The organism is Dongia deserti (assembly GCF_003574735.1).
Classification (GTDB): domain Bacteria; phylum Pseudomonadota; class Alphaproteobacteria; order Dongiales; family Dongiaceae; genus Dongia_A; species Dongia_A deserti.
In genome coordinates this window covers 98,504-111,885 of the sequence record NZ_QORW01000013.1, presented here as the reverse complement: position 1 = coordinate 111,885, position 13,382 = coordinate 98,504, and the positions used below count along the sequence as shown (strand labels likewise).

The following is a 13,382-nucleotide window of genomic DNA, read 5'->3' as shown; positions in this document are numbered from 1 at the left end:
TGGCTACCATTTTAGAGCGTCTTCTAATATGGTCAGTGCGCGTTGTGATTGTCGCTTAATAGGAGAGGGATTTCATATGAGGCTTGGGGTATTCCGAAGTGCGTGCGTTCTGGGCGCCGCACTGCTGTCCGCATGCACGAATGGCTCGTCCACATCCAAACAACCGCAAGCGCCAGCCGACGAAATCGTGATTGGCGTTGCGGGACCGATGAGCGGCGCCCTGAAGCCTTTCGGCGAGCAGCTGAGGCGTGGCGCGCAACAGGCGGTCGCTGATCTGAATGCGCAAGGCGGCGTGCTCGGGAAGCAGGTGCGCTTGGTCATTGGCGACGATCAGTGCGATCCGCCTCGTGCCGTGCGTGTCGCCAATAACCTCGTCAACAAGGGCGTGGTGTTCGTCGCCGGCCACTTCTGCTCGGGTTCGTCCATCCCGGCGTCGGAGATCTATGCCGAGGAAGGCATTGTCCAGATCACGCCGGCCTCGACCAATCCGAAACTCACGGAGATGGCCGCGGCAGATGGCGTTCAGACGCTGTTCCGCACCACGGGCCGCGACGACCGGCAAGGCACATTTGCAGGGGCATGGCTGGCGACCAAATACGCTGGGAAGAACGTCGCCATCCTTCACGATCGATCTGCCTACGGCCGGGAAGTCGCCGACGAAGCGCTAAGGGCGATGGAGGCGGCCGGCCTGAAAGCGGCGCTGCGAGACACCTATGCTCAGAAGCAAGCGGATTTCTCTGCGCTGATTGCCAAGTTGAAGAACTCGAATATCGACGCCGTCTACATCGGCGGCTATCACAACGACGTTGCCCTGATCGTGCGGCAAGCACGTGAGCAGGGCTTCAATGGAGAGTTCGCGTCGGTCGATGCACTCAATACGTCGGAGTTCTGGCGGATTGCCGGTTCGTCTGGCAAGGGCGTGCGCTTCACGGATGCGGCATCGCTGGCGGATCTCCCAGGCGCCAGGACCGTGGTCGCGAACTTCCGGGCCCACGGCTCTGAGCCCGAGGGCTATGCCCTAAATGCCTATGCCGCTGTGCAGGCTTGGGCCGCAGGTGCCGAGATTGCCAAGTCCACAATCGGTTCGGACATCGCGGCGGCGCTGCATGCCAATACAATTCCCACTGTCCTCGGTGACCTGGACTGGGATGCCAAGGGCGACCTGAAGAATCCCCGCTATGCTTGGTATGTCTGGTCCGGCGGTGAGTTTTTTGAAGAACCCTGACTGGTCATTTACCGCCGTTTTGTAGGGCCCGGGCGGCGATGCCCGGGCCTTTTGATTTGACGATAGATTGTGGTTGGCGGGGCGGGGGACCGGAGATATTGTATCGCGCTCGCGTAACCGGAGACCATTTGCCGGAATCTAGTCATGCCCGAAACCAAGCAAGCCGTCGTCATCGCCAGCGACCATGCCGGCTTTCAGCTGAAGGTCGAACTGAAGCAGCAACTCGAGGCCCTCGGTTTTGAGGCCCTGGACCTTGGGACCGATTCCGTCGGCTCGGTCGATTACCCGGATTTCGCCGATCGCCTGGCCGCCGCCATCAAGGAGGGGAGGGCCAGCAAGGGCGTGCTGGTCTGCGGAACCGGCATCGGCATCTCCATGGCGGCAAACCGCCACCGCCATCTGCGTGCCGCCGTGGTCCACGACGCGACGACCGCTCGCCTGACCCGTCAGCACAACGACGCGAACGTGCTGTGCATGGGCGCCCGCATCACCGGCGCCGATGTCGCAAAGGATTGCCTCAGGGTGTTTTTGACGACAGATTTCGAGGGGGGCCGTCACGAAAATCGCGTCGCCAAGCTGGGCCGATGAGCCCGGCTCGCCTGCGACAAAGGACCTAGCGACATGACGAATGCGACCTATACCCCGATGCCCGGTTTCTTCACGGCTGGCCTGGCTGAGCGCGACCCCGACGTGTTCAGCGCGATCGGCAAGGAGCTCTATCGACAGCAGGATCAGATCGAGCTGATCGCGTCGGAGAACATCGTCTCGCGCGCGGTGCTCGAGGCGCAGGGCTCGGTCCTCACCAACAAATATGCCGAGGGGTATCCCGGCCGGCGCTACTACGGTGGCTGCGAATTCGTCGACGTCGCGGAGGCGATCGCGATCGACCGCGCGAAGAAGCTGTTCGAGTGCGCCTTCGCCAACGTGCAGCCGCATTCCGGCGCGCAAGCCAACCAGGCGGTGTTCTTCGCGCTGCTGCAGCCGGGCGACAGCTTCCTCGGGCTTAATCTGGCAGCAGGTGGTCACCTGACACATGGCTCGCCGGTCAACCAGTCAGGCAAGTGGTTCAAGCCCATTCCCTACACGGTGCGGACGCAGGACCAGCAGCTCGACATGGAGCAGGTCGCGGAGCTCGCCAAGGAGCATAAGCCGAAGCTGATCCTGGCGGGCGGCTCCGCCTACCCGCGCTTCTGGGACTTCAAGCGCTTCCGCGAGATCGCGGATTCCGTCGGCGCCTATTTCATGGTGGACATGGCGCACTTCGCCGGCCTCGTCGCCGGCGGCGTGCATCCGAGCCCGCTTCCCTATGCGCACGTCGTCACCACGACGACGCACAAGACGTTGCGCGGGCCGCGCGGCGGCATGATCCTCAGCAACGACGAGGGGATCGGCAAGAAGATCAACTCCGCCGTTTTCCCGGGGCTGCAAGGCGGGCCGCTGATGCATGTGATCGCGGCCAAGGCCGTGTCCTTCGGCGAAGCGCTGCGCCCGGAATTCAAGGTCTACGCGCAGACCGTCGTCGAGAATGCGAAGGTGCTGGCGGACGCGCTGGTGCAGGGCGGCCTCGCGATCACCACCGGCGGCACCGATAACCACCTGATGCTGGTGGACCTGCGGCCGAAGAAGCTGACCGGCAAGGATTCCGAGCACAGCCTCGAGCAGGCAGGCATCACCTGCAACAAGAACGGCATTCCGTTCGATCCGGAGAAGCCGGCGATCACCTCCGGCATCCGCTTGGGCACGCCCGCTGCGACCAGCCGCGGCTTCGGGCCGAAGGAGTTCAAGCACGTGGGGCAGATGATCGTGCGCGTGCTGGACGGCTTGGCCGCGAACCGTGGCGACAACAGCAAGATTGAACACGAGGTGCGCGAGGAAGTGCGCGCCTTGTGCAAGAGGTTCCCGATCTACGGGGGCTGAAGACGAGGCTTTTGGGGGACGTGAATGCGCTGTCCGTTTTGCGGAAACGAGGATACACAGGTCAAAGACTCTCGACCGACGGACGACAACTCTGCCATCCGCAGGCGGCGGCAATGCACCAATTGCGGTGCGCGCTTCACGACCTTCGAACGCGTGCAGCTGCGCGAGCTGGTCGTTGTGAAGAGTAACGGCGCACGCGAGCCGTTCGATCGCGAGAAGCTGCTGCGCTCGATGCAGATCTCGCTGCGCAAGCGGCCAGTGGACCAGGACCGGCTGGAGCGTGTCGTGAACGGTATCGTGCGGCGTCTCGAAAGCTCGGGCGAGACTGAGATCCCGACCACCCATATCGGCGAAGCGGTGATGGATGCGCTCGCCACGTTGGACAAGGTCGCCTACGTCCGCTTCGCCTCGGTCTATCGCAACTTCCGCGAGGCGAAGGACTTCGAGACCTTCATCGGCAAGCTTGGCAGTGACGAAGACTGAGCAAAGGGCCGTCGATCTCGAACATATGGCCGCTGCCTTGTCGCTGGCGGCGCGCAACCTGGGGCAGGTCTGGCCCAATCCCGCCGTCGGCTGCGTGATCGTCGACAAGGCCGGCCATGTCGTCGGGCGGGGCTGGACGCAGCCAGGCGGGCGCCCTCACGCCGAGACCGAAGCACTGAAGATGGCCGGCGAGCGGGGCAGGGGCGGCACAGCCTATGTGACGCTCGAGCCCTGCGCCCATCACGGCAAGACGCCGCCCTGCGCCGAGGCGCTTGTTGCAGCCGGCATCGCACGCTGCGTGACGGCGCTGGAAGATCCCGACCTCCGCGTCTCTGGGCGCGGGCTCGCCGCGCTGAAACAGGCTGGCATCGCGGTTGAGACAGGTGTGTTGGCCGAGGGGGCCAGGGAACTCAACGTCGGATTCCTGACGCGTGTCACCACGGGCCGCCCATTCGTGGTCCTGAAGCTCGCCACCTCGCTGGACGGGCGCATTGCCACCCGGGCGGGCGAGAGCCGCTGGATCACCGGCGAGGAGGCGCGGGCGTTCGGCCACCGGCTTCGCGCCACCCACGATGCTATTGCGGTCGGTTCCGGGACGGTTCTGGCCGACGATCCGGAGCTGACCTGCCGCCTCAAGGGGCTGGAGCATCGCTCGCCGGTGCGGCTGGTGTTCGATCGGCGTGGGCGGGTTCCAGCCAGCGCCAAGGTCATGACCGAAGCCCCCCCTACCTGGGTTGTTGGAGCGGGCCCCACAGATGCCTCGAAGAAAGCGGCGCAGCATATTGAAATTGCAGCAAATCAGGACGCTGATCGTTGGCTGCCGGCTGTCTTCCAGGAATTGGGAAAAGCCGGCCTGACGCGCGTTCTCGTCGAGGGTGGCGCAACCCTGGCCACCGCTCTTCTGAGCGCCGGATTGGTGGACCGTCTCTACTGGTTCCGGGCTCCGATCGTCATCGGCGGGGATGGACTGCCGGGGATCGCGCCGCTGGCGGTGGACCGCCTTGCAGGGAGCGTCGGGCTGCGTTGCGTCGGCCGCCGGACGCTCGGGAATGATGTGCTGGAACTCTACGGTCGGGCTGCCTAGATTGGCGCCCAATTCGCGGCGTTAACTTTTTATGGCGAGCATGTTCACCGGCATCATCACCGACCTCGGCAAAGTCAAGACGATCTCATTCGGCCCGACCACGCGGTTGGAGATCGCGACCGCCTATGACACAGGAACAATCCCGCTCGGCGCGTCCATCGCGTGCAATGGGTGCTGCCTGTCCGTGGTTGAGAAGGGGCCAGGCTGGATGGCATTCGAGGCCAGCCGCGAGACGCTCGACAAGACCACCATGGCGGACTGGAAGGCGGGCCTCCCGATCAACCTGGAGCGGGCGCTGAAGCTGGGCGACGAGTTGGGCGGCCATCTGGTCTCCGGCCACGTCGATGGCGTCGGGCGGTTGGTCTCCATCAAGCCGGATGGTGGCAGCCAGCGCATGGTGATCGAGGCGCCGGCCGAGATGGCGCGCATGATCGCGCCCAAGGGCTCGATCGTGGTAGATGGCATCTCGCTCACCGTCAACGAAGTCGATGGCACGCGTTTCGGGGTCAACATCATCCCGATCACGCAGACCGCGACCAATCTGGGCCAGGCGCGCGAGGGCGACCGGGTCAACCTGGAAATCGATCTGATCGCGCGATATGTTGCGCGCCTGCTGGCGCCGGCCCTGTGATCGGCCAAGGACACGCAATCCGACATGACTGACAAGCCGCATATCCTCATCGTCGAAGCACGCTTTTACGACGACCTGCTCGACGCAATGTTGAAGGGCGCCAAGCGCGTGTTGGACAAGGCGGGCGCCACCTACGAGATCGTCACGGTGCCCGGTGCGCTGGAGATTCCCGGCGCCATCAAGTTCGCGTACGAAGCCGGCAAGTCCGGGCGGCTCGAGCGCCTGTTCGACGGCTACGTCGCAATCGGTTGTGTCATTCGCGGCGAGACGACGCACTATGACACCGTGTGCCAGGAAAGCGCGCGCGGGCTGGTCGATCTCACGATCCTGTACGACCTTGCGATCGGCAACGGCATCATCACCGTCGAGGATGAGGATCAGGCGTGGGCGCGCGCCAAGCCTGAGGAGCAGGATAAGGGCGGGGGCGCAGCGAAGGCGTGCCTTGCCATGGTCGCGCTCAAGTGGCGCTGGGGGCTGGAGTGATGGCGGGCAAGGCACCCGAAGATCGTGCGGAGCGCGGCAAGCGCCTGGCCTTGACCCGCAGCAATGCACGACTGGCGGCGGTGCAGGCGCTGTATCAATGGGAAGCGACCGGCACGCGCGCGGAATCGATCATCAAGGAGTTCGCCGATCATCGCCTGGGCGCCGTGGTGGATGAGATCGCGCTGCCGCCGGCGGACCTGAAGCTCTTCACTACAGTCGTGCTGGGCGCTGCTGCCAACGTTGCGGAACTGGACGACATGATCGCGGCCGTCCTGACGGAAGATTGGACGGTCGAGCGCCTCGAGGCGACCTTGCGTGCCATCCTGCGTTGCGGCGCGTTCGAGCTGGCGCATCGCGAGGACGTGCCGCCGCGCGTGGTGATCGCGGAATATGTCGGCGTATGCGATGCCTTCTTCGGCGCCAAGGAGACTGGTTTGGTCAACGGCATCCTGGATCAGCTCGCGCGGCAGCTGCGGCCGGCGGAAATGCGGGCTGGCGGCCCCGCCAATCACTGAGCCGGCGCGTGACAGCCAAAGGCAAGCTGCCAGGCGAATTCGAACTGATCGCGCGCCATTTCGCGCCGCTCGCGGCACAGGCGCCGGGTGCGGTGGACCTGCAGGACGACGTGTTCGCTTTCACGCCGCCGCCCGGCATGGATCTGGTGCTGAAGACCGATGCGATCACGGCCGGCGTCCATTTCCTGCGCAGCGACCCGCCTGATCTGGTCGCGCGCAAGCTGCTTCGTGTGAACCTGTCCGATCTCGCTGGCAAGGGCGCACGGCCGCTCGGCTACCTGATGACCACAGCCTTCGATGATGCGATCGACGAAGCCTGGGTCGCCAAGTTCGTGGAGGGGCTGGCGCAGGATCAGGCCGAGTTCGGCATCGCATTGTGGGGCGGCGATACCACGGCGACGCCGGGCCCGCTGGCGTTCACCGCTACGGTAATCGGTGCCGTTCCGACCGGCCGCACCTTGCGCCGCAGCGGCGCCCGACCCGGTGACCGCATCCTGGTCACCGGCACGGTCGGCGATGGAATCTTCGGGCTTGCTGCCCATCGCGGCGAACTGACTGATCTCGCGGAGCCGGCGCGGCATTTCCTGGCTCAGCGGTACGTATTGCCGGAGCCGCGCCTCGCGCTTGGCCGGATGCTGGTGGAGCAGGGGCTGGCACATGCCAGCATGGACATCTCGGACGGCCTTGCCGCCGACCTTGCCCACATCTGCGAGGCGTCCTGCTGTGGCGCGACGGTGGAGGTCGCGTCAGTTCCCTTGTCCGAACCCGTTGCCGAGTTGGTGGCCGCGGATCCGGCACTGATCGCCTCGGTGGTGACGGGCGGGGATGACTACGAACTCCTCCTGGCCGTGCCGCCGAGCAACCTAGCGGATGCGTTCGAGGCCGCCAGGAAGGCGGAGACCAGGATCACCGACATCGGTGTATTTTCACCGCAATCAGCAATGCACTTCATCGACCGCGATGGGCACCCTTTGACCTTAAAAGAACAAGGATTTACCCACTTTTAACCAGTCCGGGCGTTAGTGTTCCTAAGGATTCCGCCGGGTGTGCGGATCGGAAGGAGTCGCGCTGGCGCTGCGATGAAGAAGCTCCTGATCGTCTTCGTATTGTTGCTGGTGCTCGGCGGTGGCGGCGCCGCTGCTGCTTGGTGGTTCTATTTCCGCGCGCCGGAGACTGCCGAAGATGCTGGACCTGCCATTCCTCAGCTCTCGCAACTCGAGCTCGACACCATTCCCGTCACTGTCCTGCGTAACGGCAAGCCGACCTATCAGTTCTTTTTCCGCATTGTGCTGATGTTCGATGATCCGCTCAAAGAAGAGCAGATCCGGTACAAGCTGCCGGAGGTCTACGACGCCGTCACCACGGAGCTTCATCAGTTGCTCAGCCGCAAGCAGTTGGAGCAAAGCGGCTTCGAAGAGCCGCTCATTCGCCAGCGCCTCGACAAAGTGATCAAGGCTCGCATCGGTGAGAACAAGGTCTATAAAGTGTCGATCCGCGCTATGGAGCGCCTGGATTTGAAATAGGACAATTTCGTCCTTGTCGCGCGCGGCCCGTTCGCACAGTGTCGCTGCGCATGACGACCCAATCGCAATATCGCGCCGTATTTCTTCTTGCCGTGGCGCAGGCTCTGGCCAATTCCTGCATGTCGGTCTTCATGACGGTTTCTGCCCTGACTGGGCAGATGTTGGCCGCCGATCCGCGCTGGGCGACGCTGCCGCTCAGCTTGCAATTCGTGATGACGATGGCGACCGCAATGCCGGTCGCGCAGCTCATGCGGGCACTGAGCCGGCGCAACGCTTTCTTCATCGGCGCCTTCGTCGGCGCCGCGGGGGGTGCGCTTGCGATGCTTGCCGTCTTTCAGAACAGCTTCGTCCTGTTCTGCGTCGGTAACGCCATCATGGGTGCTTCCAATTCCTTTGCACTGCAATTGCGCTTTGCGGTGGCCGAAGTGGCAGACGATGCGTTCCGGCCGAAGGCCATCTCCCTGGTCCTCGCTGGCGGCATCGTTGCCGCCATCATCGGGCCGCGACTGGCGCAGATCGGCACGGACCTGTTCGCGCCCTTCACCTTCGCGGGCGCCTTTATGTTCGTGGCTTTGCTTTCCCTCGCGATGATTCCGCCGATTGCCCCGGTGCGTTTCCCGCAGCCGACTGAAGGCGAGATCGATGGTCAGCAGCGCCCCATTCTGGAGATATTGCGCCAGCCGATCGCCATCGCAGCCTTGTTCGCGGGCGTTTTCGGCTACAGCACGATGATTTTCGTGATGACGGCAACGCCGCTCGCGATGAAATTTTGCGGCTTCGGGATCGGCGACACCGCGACCGTGCTCTCGTTCCATATCCTTGGCATGTTCGCGCCGTCTTTCGTAACCGGTCACATCATCCGGCGCATTGGCGAGCGCAAGGTTCTACTCACCGGCGCAGCCTGCATGATCGCGACCGTGATGATTGGCTTGGCCGGCATCGATATCCTGAATTTCTGGCTCGCGCTGGTGCTGCTCGGCCTCGGCTGGAACTTCCTGTTTGTCGGCGGCACCAGCCTGCTGACGACGTGCTATCGGCCGGCCGAGCGCGCGAAGGTCCAGGGCACGAACGACTTCCTAACCTTCACTGGCGTTGCCATCTGCTCCCTAATCGCTGGCGCAGTCGAGCAAAGCTGGGGCTGGGACGCTGTGCTCTGGGGTTCGCTTGCCCCGACGATCCTGATACTGATCGCCGTGCTGTGGGGCGCGCCACGGTTCTCGAAAGCGGCCCCGGTCACAGCCTGATGGGCGCATCGGCCGGACAATCGGCCCGTTGCGCCAGTTCGCCCTTTTCCCTATGCTCCGCGCCCGAAAGTCTGCTGGGGCTTGGATTCCCTTTGGATTCCATGGCCTTGGCCAGCCAAAGAACGACTTTTCTGACAGGGGATGATCTCGAGATGGAAACTTTCTACTACTGGGGCGTGATCGTATGCGGCGCCGCAGCCTTGGTTTACGGGGCGCTGGCGACCAAGTCGGTCCTGGCGGCTTCAGCGGGCACTCCACGGATGCAGGAGATTGCCGCCGCGGTGCAGGAGGGCGCCAAGGCCTATCTCAACAAGCAATACACCTACATCGGCGTCGTCGGCATCGTCGTCGCCATCGTGCTGGCGGTGGCCCTGAGCGGCTTGTCGGCGATCGGTTTCGTGATCGGCGCGATCCTGTCGGGCGCAGCCGGCTATATCGGCATGAATGTCTCGGTGCGGTCCAACGTGCGTACGGCCGAAGCCGCACGCCAGGGGCTGGCGCCGGCCCTCGCCATCGCCGCGAAGGCGGGTGCCATCACCGGCATGCTGGTGGTGGGCCTCGGCCTGCTGGGCGTCGCTGGCTATTACCTTTTCCTGCGCAACATGGGCATCGAAATGCGGCCCATGCTGGAGGCCCTGGTGGGCTTGAGCTTTGGTGCCTCGCTGATCTCCATCTTCGCGCGTCTCGGCGGCGGCATCTTCACCAAGGGTGCCGACGTTGGCGCGGACCTGGTGGGCAAGATCGAAGCGGGCATCCCGGAGGATGATCCCCGCAACCCGGCCGTGATCGCGGACAACGTGGGCGATAATGTTGGCGATTGCGCCGGCATGGCAGCCGACCTGTTCGAGACCTTCGCCGTGACCGTCGTTGCGACGATGCTGCTGGGGCAGATCTTCTTCACCGGCCTGGAGCAGGAAAAGATGATGCTATTCCCGCTGCTGGTATGCGCCGTCAGCATCATCGGCTCGATCATCGGCACCTTCTTCATCAAGCTAGGCGCGAGCCAGAACATCATGGGCGCGCTCTACAAGGGCCTGATCGCGACGGGCGTCATTTCGGCGATCCTGATCGCGGTGATGGTCCACCTGAGCTTCGGGTTCGATGTGCCGATCCAGCTCAGCACGGGCGCCACCGTCACCGGCATGGGGATCTTCGTCTGCTCGCTGATCGGCCTTGCCGTCACCGGCCTGCTGGTGTGGATCACCGAATATTACACGGCGACCACCTTCCGTCCCGTGATCAGCGTCGCCAAGGCTTCGACCACGGGCCATGCGACCAACATCATCCAAGGCCTTGCGGTCTCGATGGAGTCCTGCGCGCTGCCCGCCATCGTGATCAGCGCCGCCATTGTTGCCGCCTATGCCTTGGCCGGCCTCTATGGCATCGCGATCGCGGCGACCACCATGCTGTCGCTCGCCGGCATCATCGTGGCGCTCGATGCCTACGGTCCGGTCACCGACAATGCCGGCGGAATCGCCGAAATGTCGGAGCTGCCGAAGGATGTGCGCAGGGTGACCGACGCGCTCGACGCGGTCGGCAACACCACCAAGGCAGTGACCAAGGGCTATGCGATCGGCTCCGCCGGCCTCGCCGCCCTGGTGCTGTTCGCGGCCTACACCGAGGATCTGAAGCACTACTTCCCGAACCTCACCGGGCAGATCAGCTTCCAGCTCAATGATCCCTTCGTGGTCATCGGCCTGTTCCTGGGCGGCGCGTTGCCGTTCCTGTTCGGCTCGATGGGCATGATGGCGGTCGGCCGTGCGGCTGGCTCGGTCGTGGTTGAAGTCCGCCGTCAGTTCCGCGAGATCAAGGGCATCATGGAAGGCACTGCCAAGCCGGAATACGGCAAGGCGGTGAGCCTCCTGACCGAGGCGGCGATCAAGGAGATGATCCTGCCCTCAATGCTGCCGGTGTTCGCGCCGATCGTGCTCTATGTCGTGATCTGGGCGGTTGCTGGCCAGGCTCAGGCTTTCGTGGCGCTGGGCGCCATGCTGCTCGGCACGATCGTGACCGGCTTGTTCGTCGCGATCCAGATGACCTCCGGCGGTGGCGCCTGGGACAACGCCAAGAAGCTGATCGAAGAGGGCCATCACGGCGGCAAGGGCTCCGACGCCCACAAGGCCGCGGTGACCGGCGACACGGTCGGTGATCCCTACAAGGACACCGCCGGTCCGGCCGTGAACCCGATGATCAAGATCACGAACATCGTCGCGCTGCTGCTGCTGGCGGTATTGGCGGCGTAACGCGACCGGGTGCGAACGGCACGAACGCCGCCGTTCGCTCGAAGCAACAAGCGGCCGATGGTCCAGAGCGGATCATCGGCCGTTTTCTTTGCTGGTGGTGCGCCGTAAATGACGTAGAGCGCGCAGGAACGAACGCGCCTTTTCCGTGTTACAACCGCGGAGGGCCGCCATGAACGTAGTGGAGCCTGCAATATCCTCGGTTCGAAGAGCGTCCGAGACGGTGCTCATCGTCGAGGACGAAGTCTTCCTTCGGTCGTCCGTCAGCGATTATCTGCGGTCCTGCGGCTTGCACGTTATTGAAGCTGCGAATGCGCTGGAGGCAATTCGAGTGCTCAAGAGCGGCACGGACATAGATGTCATCTTCTCGGACGTGCAGATGCCGGGGTCGATTGACGGCGTCACACTTGCGCAGTGGATTTCTCGCGAGCATCCAGGAATAAAAGTGATCCTTACTTCGGGGCTTGCCGCGCGAGCGTGGTCAGGGGTGTCCGATCGGCATCAGATCGTACCGAAGCCCTACGATCACTGCGATCTGGCGCTCAGGATCAGAATGCTGCTCTCGCAAAGCACTGACGATTGAGCAGCGCCTCAGACCATCTCCCTCTATCGTGACGCTGCTAGAAATGCCGCGTTCACGCGCGAGACGGTGGGCGGCAGGGACTGCAGCACCACTTTGAACGCCTTGTGCTGGCCGGCGGGTAGCTGGCTTATAGGCGGTCTCATGTTCCATCGCTGCAGGATCTGGCCTGCCTTATTCTCCACGCTGATCTGCACAGGCGGGACGATCTGCGATCGCCCACTGCCGTTGACAATGATTCCTTGAACCACGAGCCCGTCACGCGCCTTGATCGGGTCGACCAACGACAGTCCCAAGGCTCGAACACTTTGCTTGGCGGAAGGTCTCGTAACGGCAGGCGCCGGTGGAGGCCAAACACCCGTGACACCGCGGTTCGAATCCTGCAGTTGCGATGGAGCGAGAGCGGGCGAACGGTCGGCGCTCAGGCAGTTCGGATCGCCTACAAGGCAGGTGATGGTGGGCTCGATGACAACGATGCCGCCCTTTCGGCCTGAGGTGCTCTGCGCCGGACTGGAAAGTGATTCGCCGATTTCTACACTGGTGCTGCTTGCAGCTGGTGCACCTGCTCCCAAGGGCGGCGCGCCCGCAGGTGAGCCGTCCACGCTTGTCGCGTCCACGGAAGTGCCTTCAGCAGTGGAGGTGGATAGTTCCGAGTCTGCGGTGGCGCGGTCGACTTGATCGAACTCGCTGCTCCCAGCACTGCCGCCTGCATCACCGGTGGATACGTCCGTGGACGTTGAAGTGTCACCTTGAACATCCGGACTGGCATCTACTGCTGAATCTGTATCCAATCCGGAATTGTCCGTAGAGCTTGTCTCGCCAGAGCCTTCCACACTCGAACTCATGCCATCGGAGTCTGCGGGATCGTCAGCCGTCGTTGAGTCGCTTTCAGAGCCAGCATCCTTAGAGCCGGCTTCGCCACCATTCTCACTCCCTGAATCGGCGCCGCCTACATCATCAACAGGGATCATCATCAAGGGCAGATCGTCTGGATGGAAATCATGGAACCCAACTGCGTCTGCGTCGAACGGCAAGACGAAACCGATGAGGAGAACGAGAGCCGACGCTCCCGGCAACTTGGCTTGATGTGTGTGCTTCCACATTTCGTTCTCCTCCCCAACCTTGGATGAATAGAAAACCTGAGAGCGGACGCCGCGTTGCGCGCCACCTCGCAAGGCATGACCCATTCTGCCCGCTGACTCCACGATTGATCTCTCAGTGGTCGCTTCTGTTCACCTGGAGTTCAGGTTCCTTGATTTCGCAACGATAGCGATGGCGGTGGGTTTCCTTCTTGGGAGCTGGCCATCAGAAATGGAGCAGAATGATGCGGACAGAATCCACCCGGTGGAAATTGCTGGGAGCCGCAGGTGCTCTGACATTGGGGCTTGGCTTTTCGACAGCCTATGCCGGCTCCTTTGAGCAGGGCCTCGATGACCAGAACAGCGATGCTGGTGTGA

Annotated in this window: 14 protein-coding genes; 13 read left to right on the top strand and 1 reads right to left on the bottom strand. The window is 63.4% G+C overall.

Annotation, left to right across the window (positions count from 1 at the left end; genetic code table 11):
• The first annotated feature begins 28 nt into the window (after positions 1-28).
• From DTX69_RS20355 to DTX69_RS20295, 13 genes are all read left to right on the top strand, one after another.
• Positions 29-1,225 (top strand): branched-chain amino acid ABC transporter substrate-binding protein, encoded by a 1,197-nt coding sequence (locus tag DTX69_RS20355; RefSeq protein WP_322090907.1) that lies wholly within the window; start codon positions 29-31, stop codon positions 1,223-1,225.
• A 144-nt stretch (positions 1,226-1,369) separates the two neighbouring features.
• Positions 1,370-1,813, top strand: a complete 444-nt coding sequence (rpiB, locus tag DTX69_RS20350) for a ribose 5-phosphate isomerase B (RefSeq protein WP_119303382.1) — start codon at positions 1,370-1,372, stop codon at positions 1,811-1,813.
• A 33-nt stretch (positions 1,814-1,846) separates the two neighbouring features.
• The gene (glyA, locus tag DTX69_RS20345; protein WP_119303381.1) at positions 1,847-3,142 is read left to right on the top strand and encodes a serine hydroxymethyltransferase; all 1,296 of its coding nucleotides are present in this window, start codon (positions 1,847-1,849) and stop codon (positions 3,140-3,142) included.
• Between the two features lie 24 nt (positions 3,143-3,166).
• Positions 3,167-3,625: a transcriptional regulator NrdR gene (gene nrdR / locus DTX69_RS20340; RefSeq protein ID WP_119303380.1), complete on the top strand. Its 459-nt coding sequence runs from the start codon at positions 3,167-3,169 to the stop codon at positions 3,623-3,625.
• 25 nt (positions 3,626-3,650) lie between these two features.
• Positions 3,651-4,709: a bifunctional diaminohydroxyphosphoribosylaminopyrimidine deaminase/5-amino-6-(5-phosphoribosylamino)uracil reductase RibD gene (gene ribD, locus DTX69_RS20335; protein WP_119303434.1), complete on the top strand. Its 1,059-nt coding sequence runs from the start codon at positions 3,651-3,653 to the stop codon at positions 4,707-4,709.
• A 40-nt stretch (positions 4,710-4,749) separates the two neighbouring features.
• On the top strand, positions 4,750-5,340 hold the full coding sequence (locus DTX69_RS20330) for a riboflavin synthase (protein WP_119303433.1): 591 nt from the start codon (positions 4,750-4,752) through the stop codon (positions 5,338-5,340).
• A 24-nt stretch (positions 5,341-5,364) separates the two neighbouring features.
• Positions 5,365-5,823, top strand: a complete 459-nt coding sequence (locus DTX69_RS20325) for a 6,7-dimethyl-8-ribityllumazine synthase (RefSeq protein ID WP_119303379.1) — start codon at positions 5,365-5,367, stop codon at positions 5,821-5,823.
• Positions 5,823-6,338 carry a transcription antitermination factor NusB gene (gene nusB, locus DTX69_RS20320; RefSeq protein ID WP_119303378.1) on the top strand — a complete coding sequence of 172 codons (516 nt, stop codon included), beginning with the start codon at positions 5,823-5,825 and terminating at the stop codon, positions 6,336-6,338. The genes DTX69_RS20325 and nusB overlap by 1 nt, the downstream gene beginning before the upstream one ends.
• A gap of 8 nt (positions 6,339-6,346) precedes the next feature.
• Positions 6,347-7,345 (top strand): thiamine-phosphate kinase, encoded by a 999-nt coding sequence (gene thiL / locus DTX69_RS20315; protein ID WP_284735948.1) that lies wholly within the window; start codon positions 6,347-6,349, stop codon positions 7,343-7,345.
• Positions 7,346-7,417: 72 nt separating this feature from the next.
• Positions 7,418-7,861: a hypothetical protein gene (locus DTX69_RS20310; protein ID WP_119303377.1), complete on the top strand. Its 444-nt coding sequence runs from the start codon at positions 7,418-7,420 to the stop codon at positions 7,859-7,861.
• A 50-nt stretch (positions 7,862-7,911) separates the two neighbouring features.
• Positions 7,912-9,105 (top strand): MFS transporter, encoded by a 1,194-nt coding sequence (locus tag DTX69_RS20305; RefSeq protein WP_162917392.1) that lies wholly within the window; start codon positions 7,912-7,914, stop codon positions 9,103-9,105.
• 152 nt (positions 9,106-9,257) lie between these two features.
• Positions 9,258-11,348, top strand: coding sequence for a sodium-translocating pyrophosphatase (locus DTX69_RS20300; RefSeq protein ID WP_119303431.1), 2,091 nt, complete (start codon positions 9,258-9,260; stop codon positions 11,346-11,348).
• A gap of 169 nt (positions 11,349-11,517) precedes the next feature.
• On the top strand, positions 11,518-11,928 hold the full coding sequence (locus DTX69_RS20295; RefSeq protein ID WP_119303375.1) for a response regulator: 411 nt from the start codon (positions 11,518-11,520) through the stop codon (positions 11,926-11,928).
• A 23-nt stretch (positions 11,929-11,951) separates the two neighbouring features.
• Here the strand turns inward: DTX69_RS20295 and DTX69_RS30265 are convergent, their stop codons facing one another.
• A complete protein-coding gene (locus DTX69_RS30265) occupies positions 11,952-13,028 on the bottom strand; it encodes a hypothetical protein (protein WP_162917391.1) in 1,077 nt (358 codons plus the stop codon).
• Between the last annotated feature and the right edge of the window lie 354 nt (positions 13,029-13,382).

Coding starts and splice junctions, on each gene's coding strand:
- DTX69_RS20305 (WP_162917392.1), top strand. CDS start 7,912: ATGACGACCCAATCGCAATATCGCGCCGTATTTCTTCTTGCCGTGGCG.
- DTX69_RS20330 (WP_119303433.1), top strand. CDS start 4,750: ATGTTCACCGGCATCATCACCGACCTCGGCAAAGTCAAGACGATCTCA.
- rpiB (WP_119303382.1), top strand. CDS start 1,370: ATGCCCGAAACCAAGCAAGCCGTCGTCATCGCCAGCGACCATGCCGGC.
- DTX69_RS20300 (WP_119303431.1), top strand. CDS start 9,258: ATGGAAACTTTCTACTACTGGGGCGTGATCGTATGCGGCGCCGCAGCC.
- DTX69_RS20310 (WP_119303377.1), top strand. CDS start 7,418: ATGAAGAAGCTCCTGATCGTCTTCGTATTGTTGCTGGTGCTCGGCGGT.
- DTX69_RS30265 (WP_162917391.1), bottom strand. CDS start 13,028: ATGTGGAAGCACACACATCAAGCCAAGTTGCCGGGAGCGTCGGCTCTC.
- nrdR (WP_119303380.1), top strand. CDS start 3,167: ATGCGCTGTCCGTTTTGCGGAAACGAGGATACACAGGTCAAAGACTCT.
- glyA (WP_119303381.1), top strand. CDS start 1,847: ATGACGAATGCGACCTATACCCCGATGCCCGGTTTCTTCACGGCTGGC.
- DTX69_RS20355 (WP_322090907.1), top strand. CDS start 29: ATGGTCAGTGCGCGTTGTGATTGTCGCTTAATAGGAGAGGGATTTCAT.
- ribD (WP_119303434.1), top strand. CDS start 3,651: ATGGCCGCTGCCTTGTCGCTGGCGGCGCGCAACCTGGGGCAGGTCTGG.
- nusB (WP_119303378.1), top strand. CDS start 5,823: ATGGCGGGCAAGGCACCCGAAGATCGTGCGGAGCGCGGCAAGCGCCTG.
- DTX69_RS20325 (WP_119303379.1), top strand. CDS start 5,365: ATGACTGACAAGCCGCATATCCTCATCGTCGAAGCACGCTTTTACGAC.
- DTX69_RS20295 (WP_119303375.1), top strand. CDS start 11,518: ATGAACGTAGTGGAGCCTGCAATATCCTCGGTTCGAAGAGCGTCCGAG.